The 21,110-nt window shown below is 68.4% G+C and carries 30 protein-coding genes; 23 read left to right on the top strand and 7 right to left on the bottom strand.

Annotation, left to right across the window (positions count from 1 at the left end; translation table 11 throughout):
- Nucleotides 1-8 precede the first annotated feature (8 nt).
- The 12 genes from rplN (at nucleotide 9) to D9V41_RS05390 (ending at nucleotide 6,202) form a co-directional block, all read left to right on the top strand.
- On the top strand, nucleotides 9-377 hold the full coding sequence (rplN, locus tag D9V41_RS05335) for a 50S ribosomal protein L14 (protein ID WP_121793505.1): 369 nt from the start codon (nucleotides 9-11) through the stop codon (nucleotides 375-377).
- 1 nt (nucleotide 378) lies between these two features.
- Nucleotides 379-732 (top strand): 50S ribosomal protein L24, encoded by a 354-nt coding sequence (gene rplX, locus D9V41_RS05340; protein WP_121793506.1) that lies wholly within the window; start codon nucleotides 379-381, stop codon nucleotides 730-732.
- Nucleotides 733-737: 5 nt separating this feature from the next.
- A complete protein-coding gene (rplE, locus tag D9V41_RS05345; protein ID WP_121793507.1) occupies nucleotides 738-1,295 on the top strand; it encodes a 50S ribosomal protein L5 in 558 nt (185 codons plus the stop codon).
- 1 nt (nucleotide 1,296) lies between these two features.
- Nucleotides 1,297-1,482, top strand: a complete 186-nt coding sequence (locus D9V41_RS05350) for a type Z 30S ribosomal protein S14 (RefSeq protein WP_121793508.1) — start codon at nucleotides 1,297-1,299, stop codon at nucleotides 1,480-1,482.
- An 84-nt stretch (nucleotides 1,483-1,566) separates the two neighbouring features.
- On the top strand, nucleotides 1,567-1,974 hold the full coding sequence (gene rpsH, locus D9V41_RS05355; protein WP_121793509.1) for a 30S ribosomal protein S8: 408 nt from the start codon (nucleotides 1,567-1,569) through the stop codon (nucleotides 1,972-1,974).
- A gap of 19 nt (nucleotides 1,975-1,993) precedes the next feature.
- Nucleotides 1,994-2,536 (top strand): 50S ribosomal protein L6, encoded by a 543-nt coding sequence (gene rplF, locus D9V41_RS05360; protein WP_121793510.1) that lies wholly within the window; start codon nucleotides 1,994-1,996, stop codon nucleotides 2,534-2,536.
- A 3-nt stretch (nucleotides 2,537-2,539) separates the two neighbouring features.
- Nucleotides 2,540-2,923: a 50S ribosomal protein L18 gene (rplR, locus tag D9V41_RS05365; RefSeq protein WP_121793511.1), complete on the top strand. Its 384-nt coding sequence runs from the start codon at nucleotides 2,540-2,542 to the stop codon at nucleotides 2,921-2,923.
- A gap of 31 nt (nucleotides 2,924-2,954) precedes the next feature.
- On the top strand, nucleotides 2,955-3,554 hold the full coding sequence (gene rpsE, locus D9V41_RS05370; protein ID WP_121793512.1) for a 30S ribosomal protein S5: 600 nt from the start codon (nucleotides 2,955-2,957) through the stop codon (nucleotides 3,552-3,554).
- Nucleotides 3,554-3,736 (top strand): 50S ribosomal protein L30, encoded by a 183-nt coding sequence (rpmD, locus tag D9V41_RS05375; RefSeq protein ID WP_121793513.1) that lies wholly within the window; start codon nucleotides 3,554-3,556, stop codon nucleotides 3,734-3,736. Before rpsE ends, rpmD begins: the two co-directional genes overlap by 1 nt.
- 1 nt (nucleotide 3,737) lies before the next feature.
- Entirely contained in the window at nucleotides 3,738-4,181 is a 444-nt protein-coding gene (rplO, locus tag D9V41_RS05380) for a 50S ribosomal protein L15 (protein ID WP_121793514.1), read from the top strand.
- A gap of 150 nt (nucleotides 4,182-4,331) precedes the next feature.
- Nucleotides 4,332-5,636, top strand: a complete 1,305-nt coding sequence (secY, locus tag D9V41_RS05385; protein WP_121793515.1) for a preprotein translocase subunit SecY — start codon at nucleotides 4,332-4,334, stop codon at nucleotides 5,634-5,636.
- On the top strand, nucleotides 5,636-6,202 hold the full coding sequence (locus D9V41_RS05390) for an adenylate kinase (protein ID WP_121793516.1): 567 nt from the start codon (nucleotides 5,636-5,638) through the stop codon (nucleotides 6,200-6,202). The genes secY and D9V41_RS05390 overlap by 1 nt, the downstream gene beginning before the upstream one ends.
- A 164-nt stretch (nucleotides 6,203-6,366) precedes the next feature.
- Here D9V41_RS05390 and D9V41_RS05395 read toward each other — a convergent pair whose 3' ends face one another.
- Nucleotides 6,367-7,572, bottom strand: coding sequence for a zinc-dependent alcohol dehydrogenase (locus D9V41_RS05395; RefSeq protein ID WP_121793517.1), 1,206 nt, complete (start codon nucleotides 7,570-7,572; stop codon nucleotides 6,367-6,369).
- Between the two features lie 93 nt (nucleotides 7,573-7,665).
- On the opposite strand from D9V41_RS05395, the gene map reads away from it, so the two are divergent.
- The 10 genes from map (at nucleotide 7,666) to rplQ (ending at nucleotide 15,159) form a co-directional block, all read left to right on the top strand.
- The gene (gene map / locus D9V41_RS05400; protein WP_121793518.1) at nucleotides 7,666-8,481 is read left to right on the top strand and encodes a type I methionyl aminopeptidase; all 816 of its coding nucleotides are present in this window, start codon (nucleotides 7,666-7,668) and stop codon (nucleotides 8,479-8,481) included.
- Between the two features lie 108 nt (nucleotides 8,482-8,589).
- Nucleotides 8,590-10,029, top strand: coding sequence for an MFS transporter (locus D9V41_RS05405; protein WP_121793519.1), 1,440 nt, complete (start codon nucleotides 8,590-8,592; stop codon nucleotides 10,027-10,029).
- Entirely contained in the window at nucleotides 10,026-11,336 is a 1,311-nt protein-coding gene (locus tag D9V41_RS05410) for a M20/M25/M40 family metallo-hydrolase (RefSeq protein ID WP_121793520.1), read from the top strand. The genes D9V41_RS05405 and D9V41_RS05410 overlap by 4 nt, the downstream gene beginning before the upstream one ends.
- Nucleotides 11,337-11,502: 166 nt before the next feature.
- Complete coding sequence (gene infA / locus D9V41_RS05415) at nucleotides 11,503-11,724, top strand: translation initiation factor IF-1 (RefSeq protein ID WP_121793521.1); 222 nt, start codon at nucleotides 11,503-11,505, stop codon at nucleotides 11,722-11,724.
- A gap of 34 nt (nucleotides 11,725-11,758) precedes the next feature.
- Entirely contained in the window at nucleotides 11,759-11,872 is a 114-nt protein-coding gene (gene rpmJ / locus D9V41_RS05420) for a 50S ribosomal protein L36 (protein WP_038503151.1), read from the top strand.
- A gap of 175 nt (nucleotides 11,873-12,047) precedes the next feature.
- Entirely contained in the window at nucleotides 12,048-12,416 is a 369-nt protein-coding gene (rpsM, locus tag D9V41_RS05425; protein WP_121793522.1) for a 30S ribosomal protein S13, read from the top strand.
- 8 nt (nucleotides 12,417-12,424) lie between these two features.
- Nucleotides 12,425-12,823 carry a 30S ribosomal protein S11 gene (rpsK, locus tag D9V41_RS05430; protein WP_121793523.1) on the top strand — a complete coding sequence of 133 codons (399 nt, stop codon included), beginning with the start codon at nucleotides 12,425-12,427 and terminating at the stop codon, nucleotides 12,821-12,823.
- Between the two features lie 35 nt (nucleotides 12,824-12,858).
- Nucleotides 12,859-13,467 carry a 30S ribosomal protein S4 gene (gene rpsD / locus D9V41_RS05435; protein ID WP_121793524.1) on the top strand — a complete coding sequence of 203 codons (609 nt, stop codon included), beginning with the start codon at nucleotides 12,859-12,861 and terminating at the stop codon, nucleotides 13,465-13,467.
- A 67-nt stretch (nucleotides 13,468-13,534) separates the two neighbouring features.
- A complete protein-coding gene (locus tag D9V41_RS05440; RefSeq protein WP_121793525.1) occupies nucleotides 13,535-14,545 on the top strand; it encodes a DNA-directed RNA polymerase subunit alpha in 1,011 nt (336 codons plus the stop codon).
- A gap of 56 nt (nucleotides 14,546-14,601) precedes the next feature.
- Nucleotides 14,602-15,159: a 50S ribosomal protein L17 gene (rplQ, locus tag D9V41_RS05445; protein WP_121793526.1), complete on the top strand. Its 558-nt coding sequence runs from the start codon at nucleotides 14,602-14,604 to the stop codon at nucleotides 15,157-15,159.
- Between the two features lie 65 nt (nucleotides 15,160-15,224).
- On the opposite strand, the gene D9V41_RS05450 is transcribed toward rplQ, so the two are convergent.
- Entirely contained in the window at nucleotides 15,225-15,794 is a 570-nt protein-coding gene (locus tag D9V41_RS05450) for a GNAT family N-acetyltransferase (RefSeq protein ID WP_121793527.1), read from the bottom strand.
- 32 nt (nucleotides 15,795-15,826) lie between these two features.
- Nucleotides 15,827-16,414, bottom strand: a complete 588-nt coding sequence (locus tag D9V41_RS05455) for a class I SAM-dependent methyltransferase (RefSeq protein WP_121793528.1) — start codon at nucleotides 16,412-16,414, stop codon at nucleotides 15,827-15,829.
- A gap of 150 nt (nucleotides 16,415-16,564) precedes the next feature.
- On the opposite strand from D9V41_RS05455, the gene D9V41_RS05460 reads away from it, so the two are divergent.
- Nucleotides 16,565-17,467: a hypothetical protein gene (locus tag D9V41_RS05460; RefSeq protein WP_133434117.1), complete on the top strand. Its 903-nt coding sequence runs from the start codon at nucleotides 16,565-16,567 to the stop codon at nucleotides 17,465-17,467.
- Nucleotides 17,468-17,648: 181 nt separating this feature from the next.
- On the opposite strand, the gene D9V41_RS05465 is transcribed toward D9V41_RS05460, so the two are convergent.
- The 4 genes from D9V41_RS05465 to D9V41_RS05480 are packed head-to-tail and all read right to left on the bottom strand — an operon-like array spanning nucleotide 17,649 to nucleotide 21,029.
- Nucleotides 17,649-18,104, bottom strand: coding sequence for an NUDIX hydrolase (locus D9V41_RS05465; RefSeq protein WP_121793530.1), 456 nt, complete (start codon nucleotides 18,102-18,104; stop codon nucleotides 17,649-17,651).
- Entirely contained in the window at nucleotides 18,101-18,886 is a 786-nt protein-coding gene (gene truA, locus D9V41_RS05470) for a tRNA pseudouridine(38-40) synthase TruA (protein WP_121793731.1), read from the bottom strand. The genes D9V41_RS05465 and truA overlap by 4 nt, the downstream gene beginning before the upstream one ends.
- Before the next feature lie 47 nt (nucleotides 18,887-18,933).
- Nucleotides 18,934-20,598: a Tad domain-containing protein gene (locus tag D9V41_RS05475; RefSeq protein ID WP_121793531.1), complete on the bottom strand. Its 1,665-nt coding sequence runs from the start codon at nucleotides 20,596-20,598 to the stop codon at nucleotides 18,934-18,936.
- Nucleotides 20,598-21,029, bottom strand: coding sequence for a TadE/TadG family type IV pilus assembly protein (locus tag D9V41_RS05480; RefSeq protein ID WP_121793532.1), 432 nt, complete (start codon nucleotides 21,027-21,029; stop codon nucleotides 20,598-20,600). Before D9V41_RS05480 ends, D9V41_RS05475 begins: the two co-directional genes overlap by 1 nt.
- Nucleotides 21,030-21,110: the final 81 nt, after the last annotated feature.

The raw sequence follows: 21,110 nt of genomic DNA on the forward strand, positions 1-21,110 counted from the left end.
GACAAGCGATGATTCAGCAGGAGTCGCGACTCAAGGTCGCCGACAACACCGGTGCCAAGGAGATCTTGTGCATCCGTGTGCTCGGCGGCTCGGGTCGGCGCTACGCCGGCATCGGCGACACGATCGTCGCCACGGTCAAGGACGCGATCCCCGGCGGCAACGTCAAGAAGGGCGACGTCGTCAAGGCGGTCATCGTCCGCACGGTGAAGGAGCGCCGTCGTCCGGACGGGTCCTACATCAAGTTCGACGAGAACGCCGCCGTGATCCTCAAGAACGATGGTGACCCGCGTGGCACCCGCATCTTCGGCCCCGTCGGCCGTGAGCTGCGGGAGAAGAAGTTCATGCGCATCATCTCGCTCGCTCCGGAGGTGCTCTGAGATGGCAAGCATTCGCAAGGGTGACCAGGTCAAGGTCATCGCCGGCAAGGACAAGGGCGTCGAGGGCAAGGTCATCGAGGTCCTGTCCGACAGCGACCGCGTGATCGTCGAGGGCGTCAACCGCGTCAAGAAGCACCGCCGCGCCACGCAGGCCGGCGCCGAGGGCGGCATCATCACCGCCGAGGCGCCGATCCACGTGTCCAACGTGATGCTCGTGGTCGACGTCGACGGCGAGAAGACCACGACGCGCGTGGGCTACCGCCGCGACAAGGTCGAGAAGTCCCGTCCGGACGGGTCCACTTACGAGGCGGAGCGCAGCGTGCGCGTCGCCACCAAGACCGGAAAGGAGATCTGAGCCTTATGGCTACCACCACGGCTCCGCGCCTCAAGGGCAAGTACCGCGAGGAGATCGTTCCGGCGCTGCAGGATCAGTTCCAGTACGCCAACCGCATGCAGGTCCCGGGCCTGACCAAGATCGTCGTCAACATGGGCGTCGGCGAGGCAGCTCGCGACGGCAAGCTCATCGAGGGCGCGATCCGCGACCTCACCGCGATCACCGGTCAGAAGCCGCAGGTCACGCGGGCTCGCAAGTCCATCGCGCAGTTCAAGCTGCGTGAGGGCATGCCGATCGGCGCGCACGTCACGCTGCGCGGCGACCGCATGTGGGAGTTCCTCGACCGCCTGCTGACGCTGGCCCTGCCGCGTATCCGCGACTTCCGCGGGCTCTCGGCCAAGCAGTTCGACGGCCGCGGCAACTACACGTTCGGCCTGACCGAGCAGGTCATGTTCCACGAGATCAACCAGGACAAGGTCGATCGCCAGCGGGGCATGGACATCACGGTCGTCACCACGGCGACCAACGACGAAGAGGGCCGTGCCCTGCTCAAGCTGCTCGGCTTCCCGTACAAGGAGAACTGACATGGCAAAGACTGGCCTCAAGGTCAAGCAGAGCCGCAAGCCCAAGTTCGCGGTGCGCGGTTACACCCGTTGCCAGCGCTGTGGTCGTCCCCGCTCGGTGTACCGCAAGTTCGGCCTGTGCCGGATCTGCGTGCGCGAGATGGCACACCGCGGCGAGCTCCCGGGTATCACCAAGAGCTCCTGGTAATCACTCACCACTGACGCGACAGGTCCTCTCCCACCCGTTCGGGGACGAGATGCGAAACCGGCGCGAGAAACGGAAACACCACTCATGACGATGACCGATCCGATCGCGGACATGCTCACGCGTGTGCGCAACGGAAACCAGGCGTACCACGACTCCGTGTCGATGCCGCACTCCAAGCTGAAGGTCGGCGTGGCCGAGATCCTCAAGCAGGAGGGCTACATCACCGACTTCGAGGTCAACGAGCCGCGCGAGGGCGAGGTCGGCAAGTCGCTGACCATCACGCTCAAGTACGGTCCGCACCGCGAGCGCTCGATCGCCGGCATCCGCCGCATCAGCAAGCCGGGTCTGCGCGTGTACGCCAAGTCGACCAACCTGCCCAAGGTGCTCGGCGGCCTCGGCGTGGCGATCATCTCGACCAGCCAGGGCCTGCTCACCGACCGTCAGGCCAACCAGAAGGGTGTGGGTGGGGAAGTCCTCGCCTACGTCTGGTGAGCAGGAGAGGAGACACAACATGTCGCGCATTGGCAAGCTCCCTGTTCCCGTCCCGTCCGGTGTGGACGTGACCATCGACGGTCAGACCGTCACGGTCAAGGGCCCCAAGGGCGAGCTCTCGCACACCGTCGCCGAGCCCATCACGGTCACCAAGGCCGAGGACGGCTCGCTCGCGGTCGAGCGCCCCAACGAGGAGCGCCGCAGCAAGGCCCTGCACGGGCTGAGCCGCACGCTCATCAACAACATGGTCATCGGTGTGACGCAGGGCTATGAGAAGAAGCTCGAGATCGTCGGCGTCGGCTACCGCGTGCTCTCCAAGGGCCCCGCGGAGATCGAGTTGAACCTCGGCTTCAGCCACCCGGTGCCGTTCACGGCGCCCGAGGGCATCACGTTCACGGTCGAGTCGCCGACCAAGCTCACGGTGACCGGCATCGACAAGCAGATCGTCGGCGAGGTCGCAGCGAACATCCGCAAGATCCGCAAGCCCGAGCCGTACAAGGGCAAGGGCGTTCGTTACGCCGGCGAGCAGGTCCGCCGCAAGGTCGGAAAGGCTGGTAAGTAAGCCATGGCAATCTCGATCAAGCACCGTAAGCACACGCAGGCCCGTCAGGCCTCGCGTCTGCGTCGGCAGCTGCGCGGTCGCAAGAGGCTTCAGGGTACGCCCGAGCGTCCCCGCCTCGTCATCACGCGGTCCAGCAAGCACATGGTCGCTCAGGTCGTCAACGACCTGGAGGGACGTACGCTGGCTTCGGCGTCGACGATGGAGGCCGACCTGCGCACGCTCGACGGCGACAAGACGGCCAAGGCCCGTCGGGTCGGCGAACTCGTGGCCGACCGTGCCAAGTCCGCGGGCATCTCCACCGTGGTGTTCGACCGCGCGGGCAACAAGTACGCCGGACGTGTCGCGGCGGTCGCCGAAGGCGCCCGCGAAGGCGGTCTGGAGTTCTGATGATCATCAACACCAACATGAGGAGTTCGGCATGAGCACGCGCCGTCAGGGCAGCGGACGCGGTCGCGGCGACCGCGGCGCCGACAAGTCCAACTACATCGAGAAGGTCGTCACGATCAACCGTGTCGCCAAGGTGGTCAAGGGCGGCCGTCGCTTCAGCTTCACCGCCCTCGTGATCGTCGGCGACGGTGATGGTCAGGTCGGCATCGGCTACGGCAAGGCCAAGGAAGTTCCCACGGCCATCGCCAAGGGCGTCGAGGAGGCGAAGAAGAGCTTCTTCCGCGTCCCGCGCATCCAGGGCACCATCCCGCACCCGGTGCAGGGTGAGAAGGCGGCGGGCGTCGTCTTCCTGCGCCCCGCTTCGCCCGGTACCGGCGTCATCGCCGGTGGCCCGGTGCGCGCGGTCCTCGAGGCTGCGGGTGTCCAGGACATCTTGAGCAAGTCGCTCGGTTCGTCGAACGCGATCAACATCGTGCACGCGACCGTCGACGCGCTCAAGCGGCTCGAGTCGCCCGAGGCCGTCGCGGCCCGCCGTGGCCTCGACGTCGAGGATGTCGCCCCGGCGGCGCTGCTGAAGGCCGACAAGGAGGAGCCCGCCGCGGCTCCCGCGCCCGCAGAGGTGGGTGCGTGATGGCCAAGCTCGAAGTCACTCAGGTTCGTTCGGCGATCGGTCGCGAGCAGAACCAGCGCGCCACGTTGCGCTCGCTGGGTCTCAAGCGCATCGGTGACACGTCGATCGTCGAAGATCGTCCGGAGATCCGCGGCATGGTCAACACCATCCCGCATCTCGTGTCCGTCAAGGAGGTGGACTGACATGGCGCCGCTGAAGCTGCACCATCTGCGTCCCGCGCCCGGGGCCAAGACCGCCAAGACCCGTGTGGGTCGTGGTGAGGCCTCGAAGGGCAAGACCGCCGGTCGCGGCACCAAGGGCACCATGGCCCGCTACCAGGTGTCCGCGGCGTTCGAGGGCGGCCAGACGCCGATCCACATGCGTCTGCCCAAGCTGAAGGGCTTCAAGAACCCCTTCCGCGAGGAGTACCAGGTCGTCAACCTCGACCGGCTGGGCGAGCTGTTCCCCGAGGGCGGCGCCGTCGACGTCGACTCGCTCGTCGCGAAGGGCGCGGTCCGCAAGGGCCAGCCCGTGAAGGTGCTCGGCGGAGGTGAGATCTCGGTGGCGGTCCAGGTGAGCGCCCACAAGTTCTCGGCCTCGGCCAAGTCGAAGATCGAGGCGGCCGGCGGCTCCACCACCGAGCTGTGAGCTGGACGTCCATCTGATGAGCGGCGGGATGTGCCACTGGGCATGTCCCGCCGCTGTCGTCTCCTGTTAGAGTCACCCTCTGGGCCGAGGTGATCACCTCGGCCCGCTCATGAAACGGATCAGCACCTCGGTGCGCGAGGAGGAACCCCGGTGCTCAGCGCCTTCGTCAACGCGTTCAAGACGCCCGATCTGCGGCGCAAGCTCCTTTTCGTGCTGTTCATCATCGTGGTGTTCCGCTTCGGGTCGATGCTCCCCGCGCCGGGCATCAACGTTCCGAACGTGCAGCAATGCGTCGACCTGGCAGCTCAGAGCGAGCAGAGCAGCTTGTTCGCGCTCATCAACGTGTTCTCCGGCGGTGCCTTGCTGCAGCTGACCGTCTTCGCGCTCGGCATCATGCCCTTCATCACCGCCAGCATCATCCTGCAGCTGCTGGTCGTCGTGATCCCCCGCCTCGAGGCCCTCAAGAAGGAGGGCCAGTCCGGGCAGGCCAAGATCACCCAGTACACCCGGTACCTGACCGTCGGCCTGGCGATCCTGCAGGCCACGGGCATCGTGGCGCTCGCGCGTTCGGGTCAGCTGTTCGGCGGTGTCCAGTGCGGCGATCTGCTCTACCGTCCCGACAGCATTCCCGCGTTCTTGCTCATCGTCACCACGATGGTCGCCGGCACCACCGTGATCATGTGGTTCGGCGAGCTGATCACCGACCGCGGCGTCGGCAACGGTATGTCGATCCTCATCTTCGCTCAGGTCGTCGCGACCTTCCCGAGCGCGATGTGGCAGATCCGGGTGCAGAACGGCTGGACCACGTTCACCCTCGTGACCCTCGTCGGCCTGGTGATCGTCGCCGCGGTGATCTTCGTGGAGCAGGCTCAGCGTCGCGTTCCCGTGCAGTACGCCAAGCGGATGGTCGGACGGCGCATGTTCGGCGGGTCGTCGACGTACATCCCGATCAAGGTCAACCAGGCCGGCATCATCCCGGTCATCTTCGCCTCGAGCCTGCTGTACATCCCGGCGCTCGTCGCCAACTTCAACCCGGGCGAGTCGTGGTCGGGGTGGATTCAGGACCACTTCATCCAGGGTGATCACCCGTACTACATGATCACCTTCTTGGCGCTCATCATCTTCTTCACCTACTTCTACGTCTCGATCACCTTCAACCCGGCCGAGATCGCCGACAACATGAAGAAGTACGGCGGCTTCATCCCCGGGATCCGTGCCGGCAAGCCCACGGAGGACTACCTGTCGTACGTGCTCAGCCGCATCACCGCACCCGGTGCGACGTATCTGGGCATCGTCGCTCTCATTCCGATGATCGCGATCGCGCTGCTCGGGGCCAGCCAGAACTTCCCGTTCGGTGGCACCTCGATCCTCATCATCGTCGGCGTCGGTCTGTCGACGGTGCAGCAGATCGAGAGCCAGCTCCAGCAGCGCAACTACGAAGGGTTCTTGAAGTAATGCGTCTTGTCATCATGGGTCCGCCGGGGGCGGGCAAGGGCACGCAGGCCGAGGGACTGGCTCGTCGCATCGGCGGTGCTCACATCTCGACGGGCGACATCTTCCGCTTCAACGTCTCCGAGCAGACCGAACTGGGCAAGACGGCCCAGCGCTACATGGACGCCGGCGAGTACGTGCCCGACGAGGTCACCAATGCGATGGTGCGCGACCGCCTGTCGCAGGACGATGCACGTGAGGCGTTCCTGCTCGACGGCTATCCGCGCACGACCGACCAGGTGAAGGAGCTCGACTCCATCCTGGCCGACCTCGGCACGAGCCTCGACGGGGTATTGGCGCTCACCGTCGACAGCGAGGAGCTCATCGCGCGGCTGCTCAAACGTGCCGAGAGCAGCGGGCGAACCGACGACACCGAGGATGTCGTCCGGCACCGCCAGGAGGTGTACACGGCCGAGACCGCTCCGTTGCTGGACGTGTACCGCGAGCGCGGCCTGCTCATCGAGATCGACGGCATGGGAACGGTCGACGAGGTCGCGAGCCGGATCGACGCCGCGTTGCCGCGCGGCTGACCCCACCCCCACCCCGAGGTTCCCGCGCAACGAGCACACCCGGCTGCGCGCACCAGCGAGTGGCGCAGATTCGTCGCGAGATCACCGATCTCGTCGCTCATCTGCACCACTCGTCGCCGTTTTTTCCCCACTCGGCGCCGCGGGACGGGCCGGCGCGTCAGCGACTAGGACAGGACGACCTTGGTCCAGCCGCTCTCGCGACGATCGAACGTCTCGTAGGCCTCGAGGACCGAGGGGATCGACTCGGTCTGAGTCAGCACGGTGGCCGGGTCGACGGCCCCGGTGCGGACGAGGTCGACGAGCTTGGGCAGGTATCTGCGGTGGTGGCAGTTGCCCATTTTCACGGTGAGGTTCTTGTTCATCGCCTGCCCGGTGGGGAAGGCCGTCATCTGCGGTGGGTAGACGCCGATGATCCCGATGCTGCCCGCCTTCGCCACGGCCTCCACCGCCCACTGCAGGGCCTGGCTCGGCGCGTCGCCCGCGACCCACGTGTCGCCGTCCGGGTTCTGCTCCGGGGCGACCTGGTCCCGTTCCTGCGCGAAGGCTGAGGCCTGCTGTTCGGCCTTCTCGGCGGCCGGCCCGCTCTTGGGTCGCTGCGCGTCGACGCCGACCGCTTCGACCACGCGGTCCACGCCGATCCCGCCCGTCAGCTCCTTGACGACCTCGACCGGATCCTCGGCATTGAAGTTGATGATCTCCGCGCCGCGGCTTCGCGCCTGTTCCAGGCGGCTCGCCACCCCGTCGATGCACAGGACCCGCCCGGCGCCCTGTTGGAAGGCGCTGGTGATGGCGAACTGGCCCACCGGCCCGGCCCCGAGGACGAGAACCGTGTCACCGTCACCGATCTCGGCGAGGCGGCATCCGAACCACGCGGTGGGGTAGATGTCCGAGAGCATGATCGCCTCGTCGTCGGTCACGTTCTCGGGCAACCACACCGGTCCCACGTTCGCGAAGGGGATGCGGGCGAACTCCGCTTGGAGGCCGTCCACGGGCCCGGTGGTCTGCGGACCGCCGAAGAAGCACGTTCCGGCGCCCGGGCCGTTGGGGTTCGCGTTGTCGCACTGGGCGAAGTACCCGGCGCGACAGTACGAGCAGTAACCGCAGCCGACGGTCGACGGGATCACCACACGGTCGCCCGGACGCAGGTTCCGGACGTCGTCGCCGACCTCCCGCACGATGCCGACGGCCTCATGGCCGAGGATCGTGCCCTCGACCATGCCACTCATGGTCCCGCGGACGAAATGCAGGTCGGTGCCGCAGATCGCGCTCGCCGTGATCTCGACGATCGCGTCGGTACGCTCCTGGATCGTCGGATCGGGAACGTCGTCGAGCCGGATGTCTCCGACTCCCTGCCAGACCACAGCCTTCATCGAGCAGCCTCCTTGGATCGGGTGTCAGTAGACTCGTGCCCGACATCTCGCGCCGCGACACGGGCGTGGGCGAAGGGTTGGGACGAGGTGGGCATGTTCGGTAGGGGACGGATCGAGACCAAGGGCGCCGACGAGATCGCGCTGATGCGCCAAGCGGGTCTCGTGGTGGCGCGGACCCTGCAGTCGCTGCGCGACGCCGTGGCGCCGGGCGTCTCGACCGGCGATCTCGACGCCTTCGCGCACGAGCGCATCCGCGAACAGGGCGCGACCTCCAACTTCCTCGGCTACCACGGTTTCACCGGGGTGATCTGCACGTCGGTCAACGACGAGGTCGTGCACGGGATCCCGGGTGACCGCATCCTCCGCGAAGGCGACCTCATCTCCATCGACTGCGGTGCCGTCATCGCCGGGTGGCACGGCGACGCGGCCATCACGGTCCCCGTTGGGGAGGTGGCTCCCGAGATCCTCGAGTTGTCGCGCGTGACGGAGGAGTCGCTGTGGCGCGGCATCGCTGCCATGGGAACCGGCAGCACGATCGGCGACATCTCGTGCGCCATCGAGTCCTACGTCGACGAACAGGGCGACTTCGGCATCGTCGAGGGTTTCACCGGGCACGGCATCGGCACCGCCATGCATCTGCCGCCCGACGTTCCCAACTACGGGCGCCCGGGGCGCGGTCCCAGGCTCGCGCCCGGGGTGACGCTCGCGATCGAGCCGATGATCACCCGGGGTACGTCGCGGACTCGCATCCTCGAGGATGAGTGGACGGCCGTCACCGTCGACGGCTCGTGGGCTTCGCACTGGGAGCACACCGTGGCCCGCACCGAGACCGGCGTGTGGGTGCTCACCGCCGAGGACGGGGGAGCGGCCAGACTCGCCGAACTCGGGATCCCCTTCGGCGGCGCCTAGCACCCGGATGCGCGCCCGAATCGTCACCCGAGGCGCCTCGTGGGGATCGAAGTGCGCGCGCAGCTGGGTGCTCCGCCCCTATGCTGAGCCTGGTCTGAGGGAGGACTTATGGCATCGGGAGTGCGTCGTCGGGCGTCGGTCGGAGCGGGGCTCGTCGGCGTGCTCGTCTTCGTGGAGTTCGTCAGCGGGTTCCTCCAAGGGTTCTACACGCCGCTCGCCAGCGATATTGCGCGGCACCTGCAGGTCAACGACGCGGACGTCAACTGGCTCGAGGCAGCACAACTCCTGGTGTCGGCGCTCGTGGTTCCGGCGCTGTCCAAGCTGGGCGACCTGTGGGGACACCAGCGGCTGCTGCTGTGGTCGGCCGTCGTGGTGGCCGTCGCCAACTGGGGCATCGCCTTCGCACCGTCGTTCTCGACGTATCTCGTCTTCTGGGCGCTGCAGGGCGTCTTCACCGTCTGGCTGCCGCTCGAGGTCGCGCTGATCTACCTGAGGAGCCGCGGCCTCCTCGATCGTCCGTCGGCCACCCGCCGCGCGACCGGCGTCATCGTCGCCGCTCTGCAGGCCGGCGCGATCGCCGGCGCGTTGGGCGCGGGTGCCGCGGCGAGCCTGTTCGGCGACCTGTGGATGATTCTCGCGATTCCGGCCGTCCTCAGCACGGCAGTGGTCGCGGTGATCCACTGGGGCGTCGAACGGGAGCATGATCGCCAGGAGGGTGTCCTCGACGGACCGGGCCTCGCTCTGGTGAGCGTCAGCCTCGTGCTCGTCACCGGTGGTCTGTCCCTCGTGCGGATCGTGGGCGTCGGTTCGGCCTGGCCGTGGCTGGCGATCGTCGTCGGGGTGCTCGTGTTGGTCCCGTTCGCGCGGCACGAGCTCCGCACCACCGATCCGCTCATCGACCTGCGCGTCCTGCGACAGCCCGCGATGTGGCCCGTGCAGGCCACCGCCATGCTCTTCGGCGTCTCGGTCCTCGGCGCGCAGATCCCGCTGTCCACCTTCGCGCAGACCGACCCCGAGGAGTACGGTTTCGGCCTCGGGCTGAGCGCCTCCCAGGTCTCGCCCATCATCGGCGCCTACGTGCTCTCCTTGCTGGTGGGTGCTCTGGCGTTCGCTCGGATCTCCCAGCGGTTCACACCGCGGCTCTGCCTCATCGGCGCCGCCGTCCTCGTCGGGATCGGGTACGGCGCCCTCGTGCCCTTCCACGGCAGCGTCGGCGAGCTCCTCGCCGGCATGATCATCGCGGGTCTCGGGTCGGGGGCACTCGTCGCGGCACTGCCGGCAGCAGCAGCCGCGGCCGCGCCGGAGAACCGTACGGGGGTCGCGACCGGGCTGACGAACACCACCAAGACGATCGGCGGGTCGTTCGCCTCCTGCGTCTTCGGCGTCGCCTTGGCCGCCGGTGCGAGCGGGACCGCGGCGTCGCTGTCGGGCTACTACACCGTGTGGGTCGTCTGCGCGGGCACGGCCTTCGTCGCCGCCGTGCTGCTGATGTTCGTCCCCCGGCTCGCTTTCGCCGACCCCGAGCCCTTCCAGGAGGTTGCCCCGTGACCACGGCCGCCGAGCGCTTGTCGCGCCTGATCCAGTGCCGCACCGTCTCCGCCCCCGACGAACGCGACGAAACCGAGTTCGAGCGGTTCCGTGCCACCTTCGCCGAGCTTTACCCGCGCCTGCACGCCGACCTCGAACTGACGCGATTTCCCGGGGGATCGCTGCTGTTCCGCTGGCCCGGAGCCGCATCCGACCGGCCGCTCGTGCTGATGGCGCACTACGACGTCGTCCCGGCGCCGCCGGAGCAGTGGGAGAGCGACCCGTTCGGCGGGGAGATCCGCGACGGCCGGGTGCACGGGCGAGGTGCGCTGGACGACAAGGGGCCGCTCGTGACGGTCGCCGAGGCGGTCGAGTCGCTGCTCGCCGAGGGCTTCGTGCCGGCACACGACGTCTACCTGTCGTTCGGTGCCGACGAGGAGGTCTTCGGCACCGGGGCAGCCGAGATCGTCGACCATCTGGAGGCCGGCGGCGTTCGGCCGTGGCTCGTGTCGGACGAAGGCGGTGCGATCGTCGAGGGTGCGCTACCGGGAGTCGCCGGTCGCACCGCGATGATCGCGATCGTCGAGAAGGGCACGGTCGACGTCGAACTGCTCGCGCGTGGGGGCGGGGGACACGCCTCGACCCCGGCCAAGGGTGGCGCGACGGCCCGCCTCGCGCGGGCGATCACCCGCATCGAACGCCACCCGTCGCCCCCGCGGCTGACCGAGCCGGTGACGCTCATGCTGAAGACCCTCGCCAGCCGGGCGCGCGGGCCCCTGGCCGCCGTCCTCGCCAACGTCGACCGCGCCCCGCGCCCCGTCGCCGAACTGCTGGCGCGGTTCGGTCCGGAGACGGCCGCGATGGTGCGCACGACCATCGCCGTCACGCAACTGTCGGGAAGCCCGGCGCGCAATGTGCTGGCCACCGAAGCCCGCGCCACGCTCAACGTCCGGCTGCTGGTCGGCGACACCAAGGCCACGCTCATCGACCGGCTGACCCGCCTCCTGCGCGGACTGGACGTGGAGATCGCCCGCGTTCAGGGCGAGAACCCGCCACCGGTCTCACGCACCGACAACGACGCCTGGCAGGCGATGGTCGCGGCGCTCGCCACGACGATGCCGGAGGTGCTGGCCGTGCCGTACGCCCAGACCGGAGGCACCGACAGCCGGCACTTCACCCGGATCAGCGACTCGGTCTACCGATTCGCGCCGCTGCTCATGAGCCGGGAACAGCGCGATGCCATCCACGCTCCGAACGAGTACGTCGAGGTCGAGGCGCTCGAACGCGGAGCCGTGTTCTTTCGCGCGCTGCTGACCGCGCACCGCTGACGGCCTCACGAGCCGACGATCCCGATTTGAGTCTGGCACCATCGGCTGAGTATCATGGGGAGTCGGCCTTGTCAGGCGCGTTTTCCCCTGCCCTCGGGTAGCCGCTTCGTGCGGTGGGTGGCGCGCGTGGCGGGTCAGGTCGATGAAGGCAACCGAAGAAGAGGTCATGGCGAAAAAAGAAGGCGTCATCGAGATGGAGGGCTCGGTCATCGAGGCCCTGCCGAACGCGATGTTCCGCGTGGAGCTGGCCAACGGCCACAAGGTCCTCGCGCACATCTCGGGCAAGATGCGTCAGCACTACATCCGCATCCTCCCCGAGGACCGCGTCGTGGTGGAGCTCTCGCCGTACGACCTCTCCCGCGGTCGCATCGTCTACCGCTACAAGTAAATCGTCACGTTCGCACCGAAGAGAGAGTTTCTCGATGAAGGTCAACCCGAGCGTGAAGAAGATCTGTGACAAGTGCAAGGTGATCCGTCGCCACGGCCGCGTCATGGTGATCTGCGATAACCCGCGCCACAAGCAGCGCCAGGGCTGAGCAGCTGCGTCAGCAGCTTCTTCACACAGCACCCATCGTCTGACGGCTCGCCTGCGTGAGCAGGCGCCACCCCCGGCGCAGAGGCCGGGGCCCGGCCCGAGGGGAGTATCCCCTCGGATGGCGGCCGGGACGCCACGGACGTCCACACCTCTGTTGAAGGAAAGGAACTGCCACCATGGCACGCCTCATTGGAGTCGATCTCCCGCGCGAGAAGCGCATCGAGATCGCACTCACGTACATCTTCGGCGTCGGCCGTACCCGCGCCGCCGAGACCCTTGCCGCGACCGGCATCGACCCGAGCACTCGTGTCCACGAGCTCAGCGACGACCAGCTCGTCGCGCTGCGTGACCACATCGAGGGCAACTACCAGGTCGAGGGTGACCTCCGCCGCGAGATCACCGCCGACATCCGCCGCAAGATGGAGATCGGCAGCTACCAGGGTCGCCGCCACCGGGCGCACCTGCCCGTCCGTGGCCAGCGCACCAAGACCAATGCCCGTACGCGCAAGGGCCCGAAGCGCACCGTCGCCGGAAAGAAGAAGTGAGTTAGACGATGCCTCCCAAGAACACTGGCGCCAAGAAGGTGCGCCGCAAGGAGAAGAAGAACGTCGCTCAGGGCGAGGCCCACATCAAGAGCACGTTCAACAACACGCACGTGACGATCACCGATCCCTCCGGTGCGGTGATCGCGTGGGCCTCCGGCGGAACCGTCGGTTTCAAGGGCTCGCGCAAGTCGACGCCCTACGCCGCCGGCATGGCCGCCGAGGCCGCCGGCCGTCAGGCGATGGAGCACGGCATGAAGAAGGTCGACGTCTTCGTGAAGGGTCCGGGTTCGGGCCGCGAGACGGCGATCCGGTCGCTCAGTGGCGTCGGCCTCGAGGTCGGCACCATCTCCGACGTGACCCCCACGCCGCACAACGGCTGCCGTCCGCCCAAGCACCGTCGTCTCTGACGACCGCGTCGATTCTTTCCTAGGAGTTTTCACCCATGGCCCGTTACACCGGACCTCTCACCAAGAAGTCGCGCCGCCTCGGCGTCGACCTCGTCGGTGGAGACAAGGCCTTCGAGCGCCGTCCCTACGCCCCCGGCCAGCACGGCCGCGCGCGCGTCAAGGAGTCGGAGTACCGCACCCAGCTGCAGGAGAAGCAGAAGGCGCGGTACACCTACGGCGTGTTGGAGAAGCAGTTCCGCAAGTACTACGAGACCGCGCACCGCAAGCCCGGCAAGACCGGTGACAACCTGCTCGCGCTGCTCGAGAGCCGTCTCGACAATGTCGTGTACCGCGCCGGTCTGGCGCGCACGCGTCGTCACGCCCGCCAGCTCGTGACCCACGGTCACTTCCTGGTCAACGGCGTCAAGACGAACATCCCGTCCTTCCAGGTCAGCAAGCACGACATCATCGACGTGCGCCCCAAGTCCCTGGAGATGACGCCCTTCATCGTGGCGCGCGAGACTCACGACCCGGACACCGTTCCCGGGTGGCTGGACGTCTCGCCTGAGCGCGGCCGGATCCTGGTTCACCAGACACCGGTGCGCGAGCAGATCGTCGTCCCGATCCAGGAGCAGCTCATCGTCGAGTTCTACTCGAAGATCTGATCGCTTCTACCCCCGTCCACTGACCCGAGCCGTCAAATAGCGGTCGGCTCGGAAAGGAACAGTCACCATGCTGATTGCACAGCGTCCCGTCCTGTCCGAAGAGGTCGTCGACGACTACCGTTCGCGGTTCGTCATCGAGCCCCTCGAGCCGGGCTTCGGCTACACCCTCGGCAACTCGCTGCGTCGCACGCTGCTGAGCTCGATCCCGGGTGCGGCCGTCACGTCGATCAAGATCGACGGCGTTCTGCACGAGTTCTCGACGATCCCCGGTGTCACCGAGGACGTCACGGAGATCATCCTCAACCTCAAGAACCTCGTCGTCTCCTCCGAGAACGACGAGCCCGTCGTGATGTACCTGCGCTCCGAGGGCGCCGGCGACGTCACCGCGGCGGCCATCACGCCGCCGGCGGGTGTCGAGGTGCACAACCCCGACCTGCACATCGCGACCCTCAACGACAAGGGCAAGCTCGAGATCGAGCTCGTCGTCGAGCGGGGCCGTGGCTACGTGTCGGCCGCTCAGAACAAGACCGGCGAGGAAGAGATCGGCCGCATGCCGATCGACTCGATCTACAGCCCGGTCCTGAAGGTCACGTACAAGGTCGAGGCCACGCGTGTCGAGCAGCGCACCGACTTCGACAAGTTGATCATCGACGTCGAGACGAAGGCCTCGATCCTGCCCCGCGACGCGATCGCCTCGGCTGGGTCGACCCTCGTCGAGCTGTTCGGCCTGGCCCGGGAGCTCAACGTCGAGGCCGAGGGCATCGACATCGGCCCGTCGCCGGTCGACGAGGCGCTCGCCGCCGATCTCGCGCTGCCGATCGAGGATCTCGATTTCACGGTTCGCTCGTACAACTGCCTCAAGCGTGAGGGCATCCACACCGTGGGTGAACTCCTCGGGCGCAGCGAGCAGGATCTGCTGGACATCCGCAACTTCGGCTCGAAGTCGATCGATGAGGTCAAGGCCAAGCTGGCCGAGATGGGCCTGGCGTTGAAGGACAGCCCGGCCGGTTTCGATCCCAGCGCGGTCGTCGACAACTACGACGACGACGCGAGCTACGCCGAGGACGAACAATACTGAGGTTTTCCGTGGAGCGATTCCGCGGAACCGGAGTTCTTTGAGACTGGAGTTACAACATGCCTACCCCCACCAAGGGAGCACGCCTCGGCGGCAGCCCCTCGCATCAGCGCCTGATCCTGGCCAACCTGGCTCAGTCGCTGTTCGAGCACGGCAAGATCACGACGACCGAGGCCAAGGCCCGGCGTCTGCGTCCCTACGCCGAGCAGCTGATCACCAAGGCCAAGGTCGACACCCTGGCCAACCGCCGTCAGGTTCTGAAGGTCATCCGTGACAAGGGCGTCGTGCACGCGCTGTTCACCGAGATCGGCCCGGCCATGGCCACCCGTCCGGGCGGCTACACGCGGATCACGAAGATCGGTCCGCGCAAGGGCGACAACGCCCCGATGGCCGTGATCGAGATCGTGGAGGCCAAGGAGTTCGATCCGTCGGCCCCCAAGGCCGAGAAGGCCGCTCCGGCCGAGGAGCCGGCTGCCGAGGCCCCGGCGGAGGAGACCGCCGAGGTCGAGACCCCGGCCGAGCAGACTCCGGCCGAGGACGCCGACGCCGAGGAGTCCGCCACGGACGAGACCACGGAGGAGCCGACCGAGGCTCCCGCCGAGGACGAGTCCAAGTAAGCAACCGCTCGAAGGCCCCCGACACCGCTGGTGTCGGGGGCCTTCGGCGCTCGGCGCGACGGTCGTCAGCCGAACTCGAGCCGCATGAGCAGCCGCGGAAAGCCGTTGAGGACCGAGGACGTGTCGGCGGCTTTGCGGAACCCCGCGCGCTCGAACAGGCCCCGGGTGCCTACATACGCCATGGTGAGGTCGACCTTCTGCCCGGCGTTGTCGACCGGGTAGCCCTCGATCGCCGGTGCCCCGCTCTCACGGGCATAGGCGACGGCGCCGCGGAGGAGGTGATGGGAGATGCCGCGGCCACGAAAACCGGGCCGCACTCGGATGCACCAGACCGACCACACGTCCAGGTCGTCGACGTGGGGGATCTTGCGGTTCGTCGCGAAGCTGGTGTCGCGCCGAGGATGAACGGCCGCCCAGCCCACCACCTCCCCCTCGTCGTAGGCGAGCACGCCCGGCGGGCCCTGCTGCATGAGCTCGAGCACGTGGTCGCTACGGGCGGGCCCGGTGAGGGCGCGATTGAGTTTGTTGGGGACCCGGTAGCTGAGGCACCAGCACACGTTGGCGTCCGGGCGCTTGGGTCCCACCATCGTGGCGACGTCCTCGAAGACGTCGGCGGGTCGTACGTCGATGACCATGCGACAACTGTCTCGTGCCGCACTGACAGTGGCTAGGGTCGCCGTACCGACAGCACCCGGAAGCCCTTCTCGCTGGCCGCACGGGTCGTCGGGTACCCCTCGGAGTCCAGCCAGCGGTGCAGCGAGTCCGCGCCGAGGTTCTTCCCCACGACCAGGCGCGCCTCGCCGCTGCGACTCAGCCGCGGGAGCCACGTCAGCAGGAGTTCGTGCAGGGCCCGCTTGCCGATGCGGATCGGAGGGTTGGACCAGATCGCGTCGAACGTCAGGTCCGCCGGAACCTGCTCCGGCCGGCATGCGGTGACGTCGAGGGCGTGGCGCTCCGCGTTGTGCCGCGTCAGTTCCAGGGCGCGGTCGTTGACGTCGACGGCCCATGCCGTGAGGCCCTCCGCCGCGAGCGAGCAGGCGATCGGCCCCCACCCGCAGCCGAGATCGAGCACCGTCGCCGGGCTGAGCGGGGGCGTGCTGTGCCGAAGGAGTATCTCGGTGGCTTTGTCGAGGCCCTGGTACGAGAACACGCCGGTCGCGGTGGTGTACGTCCGCTCGGTGCCCCACGCCGAGACGGTGATGTCGCGACGTCGTTCCGGCACGTTCGGGTCGGCGTCGAAGTAGTGATCGGCCACGGCGACAGCCTAGCCGTCCGCGTACGCGACGAAGCGTCCCCGAAACGGACGATGCACTGCTACTGTGTCGTCCGTCTGTCGTCATGGGGAAGGTCTGTTGTCGTGGAGGATGGAAGCGCCAGTCCGGGGCGTCGCACACTCATCATCGTCGTGACTGCCATCGCGGTAGTGGCTGCGCTGAGCGCTGGCGCATGGGGAGTGTCTGCGTATCGCACCTCCCAGATCGTTGCGGAGGGACGCGAGCACGCGACCGCGGTTGAGGAGGCACGCGCGCAGACGGCCGACGTGGCAGCGGGGTACGAGCAACTCGTCGCCCAGTCGACCGAGCTGCGTGATGCCATCGCACCCGTGGCCGACCTGAGTGCTCAGCACGAGGGCGACTTCGAGCCGAACGCGCGGGAAGCACTCGTGACGGCGTTCGGCGGCCTCGATGCGCGCGTCAATGAGCCGGCGTCGACCACCTTCAGTCTCCAAGCGCCGTTCGACGCCGACGACCTGGAGCAGGCGTTCGTCACGAAGTACCGCGCGGCCGAGCCCGAAGAGCGCGAGGAGTTGGCGACGGCCGGTGCGACCGCGATCGAAAGCCTGCAGGAGGCACAGGTGACCCTCGACGAAGCGCGAGCCGCGCTCGATGCCGCCACGGCCGAGGCTCATCAGTCGGTGATGGCCCTCGCGCAGACCGTCCCCGCTGCGGCGGAGAGTACCGCCGCCGGGCATCCGAAGGCCACCGCTGAGGCCGCTGAGGCCCTGCGTTCGAGCGCCGCCTTCGAGGGGTGGGACGAGGTCCCGGTCGAGCAGATGACCGAGCGCCTCGGTGAGCTCCGAGGGCTTCTGGAGGGGTACGTGGGTGCGGCCACGCAGGTGCGTGAGAGTCATGGTGCGGCCGTCGCCGCTGAGGAACGCGCCCGGCAGGCAGCGGCTGCACCTCGGTCGGCAGGCTCCGGTGGTGGACCCAGCTCTTCCGGCGGCGGCAACTCTGGTCGTCCGCCGCGGATCTGTACCAGCAATCAGTGGACGCCGAGCGGACTCATCTTGACGCAGCGGCTCTGCTGAGCGTGCCGGCCGGCCGAGCAGCCGAGCACGTCGCCGCCCGTCCGACTCGGACGCCGAGTCGCACCTTGGGGGGCGGTGAGATATCCCACACTCCACGCTTGATGGTGTGGGCTAGCTCACCGCGCAGCCACGCGCGTGCGCCATAACTCACCGCCCACAGTGAGGTGGACCCTGACTCGGGTCAGCCGAGCTTCGCGCCCAGCCGGTCGAGAAGGGTGCGCTGGCCCGCGACGATGACGTCGGCCGCGGTGTCGAGATCGAACCACTCGACCCGGTCGACCTCCGGGAACTGCTGCACCGTGCCCGACCGGGGAGGCCATTCCATGGAGAACGTGCCGGGAACGACCGACGCCGGGTCCAGATCGCCTTCGACCGCCCACGCCTCGACGAGCTTGCGGGACTGACGGACCTCGCCGAGCGGTAGGCGCGTGCCGGAGGGAAGCGGCACGCCGAGCTCCTCACCGAACTCACGGCGGGCCGCCGCCCAGGGATCCTCGCCGGGCTCGACCTCGCCCTTGGGGATCGACCACGCGCCCTCGTGCTTGCGTGCCCAGAACGGCCCGCCCATGTGGCCGAGCAGCACTTCGACACCCGAGGTCCGGCGGAACAGCAGAATGCCGGCGCTACGGACGGTCATGCTTCGTCGCGTCGACGGCGCGACTGCTGGACTCGCTCGGCCAGCTGGTCGTCGGCGGGGTAGCGGACCTCCTCGAGCACGAGGCCGTGGGGCGCCATGACTTTGACGCGGGGATCGCGCTGACGCCCGGCGAGGATCTCCGCGGCGAACTCCGGCGGGTGCCGGCGCTCGCCGACGGCCACGAGGCAGCCCATGAGCGAGCGCACCATGGAATGGCAGAACGCGTCGGCGCGCACGGTGGTCGCCAGCGTCTCGCCGCCGCGGATCGTGCGAAGATCCAGCAGCGTGCGGACGGTCGTCGCGCCCTCGCGTTGCTTACAGAACGCCGCGAAGTCGTGCTCGCCGAGCAGGTGCTGGGCGGCGGCGTTCATGAGGTCGATGTCGAGCGGGCGTGGATGCGCCACGATCATCCGCCGGGCCAGCGGATCGGGGCCGGTCGGGTGGTCGGTCATCCGGTAGATGTAGCGCCGCTCCAGCGCCGCGAACCGGGCGTCGAAATGCTCAGGCGCGACCGTGACCGACTTGATCCGGATGTCCGAGGGCACGATGCGCCGGAGCCGGCGTTCGAGCACGCCCGGGTGGGAATCCACGTCGACGTGCGCCACCTGGCCGCGCGCGTGGACCCCCGCGTCGGTGCGCCCGGCACACGTCACCGGGGGAGGCTTCGGAAGCCGCAGGACCGTCCCCAGGGCGGTCTCCAGCTCCCCTTGGACGGTGCGGAGCCCGGGTTGGGTCGCCCACCCCCGGAAGTCGGTGCCGTCGTAGGCGAGGTCGATCCGCATGCGCACCGCCCCAGCCTAGCTTTCACCCCGCCCGGTGCTTCCGCGCCTCACTGCACCAGCCGTACTCCGGAGCAGTCGGGCGCCGAGACCATCTCCACGTCTGCGAGGCCGATCTGGATGCCCAATGCATCGAGCGTGGGCAGCAGGACGGCCGAAAGCAGCGGGTCGAGCGTGGAGTCGACGAGGGGGACGACGAGTCCGGTCAGCAACGCGGCGAGGACCGGATCGACCAGCCCGCCGATGACGCCCAGCAGGCTGTTCTGGTTCGCCGAGAGGCTCACGCCGGGATCGTTGAGTCGGAGGGTTCCTCCTGGCCCGACGACCACCGGGCCGGGAAGCGCCCCCTCGGGAAAGGCGAACGTCGCGCTCTGCGCACCGGGCGCCACGGTCGCACCGAGACTGACATCGAGCGAGACGTGTCCGATTCCCACGAGGTTGAGGAGCAGGCCGAGTCCGTCACCCAGGGGACCGAGGACGCGGAGGAACTGCGAGGTGGTCAGCAGCACCTGGGCCGTCGGATCCGCCGGAAGCAGGCCGGACCTCTGGACCTGGACGAGTCCCGTCAGGACGTCGAGGGTCACTTCCGGCACTGCCTCGCAGCGCAACTCCCGCAGCGTGGCGGTGGCGTCGGCCACGTGGACGCCGAGGTTCAGTCTGACGGCGGCGAGGTCGACGGCATTCACGTCACCGGCCAGATCGACGCGGATCTGGGCCGAGCGCGCCGACGTTCCCGGCCCGCCGCAGGCGATCCGCGGCGGCTCGATGATCGTGACGCGGGCGGTGGCATCGACGAGGTTGGCCGGCAGGCTCACCCCCAGCGCCGGAATGTCCACGGCGTGCCCCTGGTGGGCGGCGAGGACCGCGGCGGTGATCAGGTCGAAGACGTCGAGCTCTGCGCCGAGGGCGGACCCGGCGCCGGTCGCGACGGCGAGGATGTCGGCCACGTTCAGGGTGAGGGTCCCGAGCTGAAGACCGACCGCCCGCAGTACGCCGGCCTCCACCACGTGACCGTCCTGCCCCAGGACCTCAGCGGACGCGAGGAACAGGTCGCGGAGCGCGAGTGCGGGAAGGGCCGCGAGTTCCTGGGGCGTACCGACACCGAGCTCCGCGGCGAGATCGAGCAAGGGGACGGCGAGCCCCTTGACGCCGATGAGGCCCGCGTCGTCGGCCACGCCGAGTTCGACCCGCAAGAGGTGATCGAGCAACGGTCCGAGCGCGCTGCGGGAGCTGTCGAGCGCCAGCCCGCGGGCCCCCACCGCGAAGCACACGGCCGGGTCGGCGTTGGTCGCGACCGCCGAGCGTTCCTGAGTGTCCGAGGACGGCCCCCCGACGACGCTGGTGAACGTGTAGCCGACGGTCGTCGCGGCAGTGACCTTGACCGCCGTGCATCCCGACGCCGACGACGGACGCTCGGTGAACGTCCCCGTCGTCGGGTCCAGCACCCCGCCGACCACCACGGGGGTGGCGCGCGTGCCGATCGCCTGGGTCTGCCGATCCGCAGCAGAGCGCGCGGCCGCGGTGAGCCGGGTGCGGTCGCAACTCGGCAACTCGCGGGCGGCGTCAAGGGCGGCGAGATCGGACACCGCCTGCATGTCCCGTGCGGCGATCCGACTCATGGCGATGTCGACGGCGAAGGCCGCCACCGTCATGCACACGACGAGCACGAGGACCGCGAGCACCGCGAAGGCCCCGTGCTCGTCTCGGCGTCGCATCAGCCGGTCCTCACCGATGTCTGATAGCTGAGCGCGGACGGATAGGGCAGGAACGGCATCGGAAGCAGGTTGTGGGCGCCGTAGTCGTAGGAGAGGTCGACGGTGACCTCGCCGGACGCCACGGTCACCGCGCATCGGCCGGCATCGGCTCCCGCACGTTTCAGCACGCCGTCCTCGCAGGTGACGCCGTATGAGGTGAGTGCCTTGTCGATGGATTCCCAGCCGTAGGACCGTCGGTCCGCGTCGCTCACCGAGGTGTCCGCGACGATTGCCGCAGCGCGCGCTCCCTCAGCGGCGGCCTGGCTCACCGCCTGCCGGAAGCTCAGCATCCACCCGTAGCTGATGATGCCGAACAGCAGGACCAGGAACACCGGCACGAGCAGGGCGAACTCGACGACCGCGGCCCCGCGATCGCGGCGTCGACCGAACACGGGTTCCCTCCCTCATGCGTGACTCCCTGGGGCAGAAGCTACCGCTCGGGCGGGCCGCCTGTCCCGAAAACGGCGCAATAC

Origin of the sequence: Aeromicrobium phragmitis (assembly GCF_003674095.1) — a bacterium.
GTDB lineage: Bacteria > Actinomycetota > Actinomycetes > Propionibacteriales > Nocardioidaceae > Aeromicrobium > Aeromicrobium phragmitis.

Bases quoted from the DNA above. Each gene is read 5' to 3' on its own strand.
- rplF (WP_121793510.1), top strand. From the start codon at position 1,994: ATGTCGCGCATTGGCAAGCTCCCTGTTCCCGTCCCGTCCGGTGTGGAC.
- D9V41_RS05450 (WP_121793527.1), bottom strand. From the start codon at position 15,794: ATGGTCATCGACGTACGACCCGCCGACGTCTTCGAGGACGTCGCCACG.
- rpsM (WP_121793522.1), top strand. From the start codon at position 12,048: ATGGCACGCCTCATTGGAGTCGATCTCCCGCGCGAGAAGCGCATCGAG.
- D9V41_RS05395 (WP_121793517.1), bottom strand. From the start codon at position 7,572: ATGAAGGCTGTGGTCTGGCAGGGAGTCGGAGACATCCGGCTCGACGAC.
- rplR (WP_121793511.1), top strand. From the start codon at position 2,540: ATGGCAATCTCGATCAAGCACCGTAAGCACACGCAGGCCCGTCAGGCC.
- rplE (WP_121793507.1), top strand. From the start codon at position 738: ATGGCTACCACCACGGCTCCGCGCCTCAAGGGCAAGTACCGCGAGGAG.
- D9V41_RS05465 (WP_121793530.1), bottom strand. From the start codon at position 18,104: ATGACCGTCCGTAGCGCCGGCATTCTGCTGTTCCGCCGGACCTCGGGT.
- D9V41_RS05405 (WP_121793519.1), top strand. From the start codon at position 8,590: ATGGCATCGGGAGTGCGTCGTCGGGCGTCGGTCGGAGCGGGGCTCGTC.
- rpsK (WP_121793523.1), top strand. From the start codon at position 12,425: ATGCCTCCCAAGAACACTGGCGCCAAGAAGGTGCGCCGCAAGGAGAAG.
- map (WP_121793518.1), top strand. From the start codon at position 7,666: ATGTTCGGTAGGGGACGGATCGAGACCAAGGGCGCCGACGAGATCGCG.
- rpsH (WP_121793509.1), top strand. From the start codon at position 1,567: ATGACGATGACCGATCCGATCGCGGACATGCTCACGCGTGTGCGCAAC.
- D9V41_RS05390 (WP_121793516.1), top strand. From the start codon at position 5,636: ATGCGTCTTGTCATCATGGGTCCGCCGGGGGCGGGCAAGGGCACGCAG.
- infA (WP_121793521.1), top strand. From the start codon at position 11,503: ATGGCGAAAAAAGAAGGCGTCATCGAGATGGAGGGCTCGGTCATCGAG.
- rplX (WP_121793506.1), top strand. From the start codon at position 379: ATGGCAAGCATTCGCAAGGGTGACCAGGTCAAGGTCATCGCCGGCAAG.
- D9V41_RS05440 (WP_121793525.1), top strand. From the start codon at position 13,535: ATGCTGATTGCACAGCGTCCCGTCCTGTCCGAAGAGGTCGTCGACGAC.
- rplQ (WP_121793526.1), top strand. From the start codon at position 14,602: ATGCCTACCCCCACCAAGGGAGCACGCCTCGGCGGCAGCCCCTCGCAT.
- truA (WP_121793731.1), bottom strand. From the start codon at position 18,886: ATGCGGATCGACCTCGCCTACGACGGCACCGACTTCCGGGGGTGGGCG.
- rpmJ (WP_038503151.1), top strand. From the start codon at position 11,759: ATGAAGGTCAACCCGAGCGTGAAGAAGATCTGTGACAAGTGCAAGGTG.
- rpsD (WP_121793524.1), top strand. From the start codon at position 12,859: ATGGCCCGTTACACCGGACCTCTCACCAAGAAGTCGCGCCGCCTCGGC.
- rplO (WP_121793514.1), top strand. From the start codon at position 3,738: ATGGCGCCGCTGAAGCTGCACCATCTGCGTCCCGCGCCCGGGGCCAAG.
- rplN (WP_121793505.1), top strand. From the start codon at position 9: ATGATTCAGCAGGAGTCGCGACTCAAGGTCGCCGACAACACCGGTGCC.
- rpsE (WP_121793512.1), top strand. From the start codon at position 2,955: ATGAGCACGCGCCGTCAGGGCAGCGGACGCGGTCGCGGCGACCGCGGC.
- rpmD (WP_121793513.1), top strand. From the start codon at position 3,554: ATGGCCAAGCTCGAAGTCACTCAGGTTCGTTCGGCGATCGGTCGCGAG.
- D9V41_RS05350 (WP_121793508.1), top strand. From the start codon at position 1,297: ATGGCAAAGACTGGCCTCAAGGTCAAGCAGAGCCGCAAGCCCAAGTTC.
- D9V41_RS05475 (WP_121793531.1), bottom strand. From the start codon at position 20,598: ATGCGACGCCGAGACGAGCACGGGGCCTTCGCGGTGCTCGCGGTCCTC.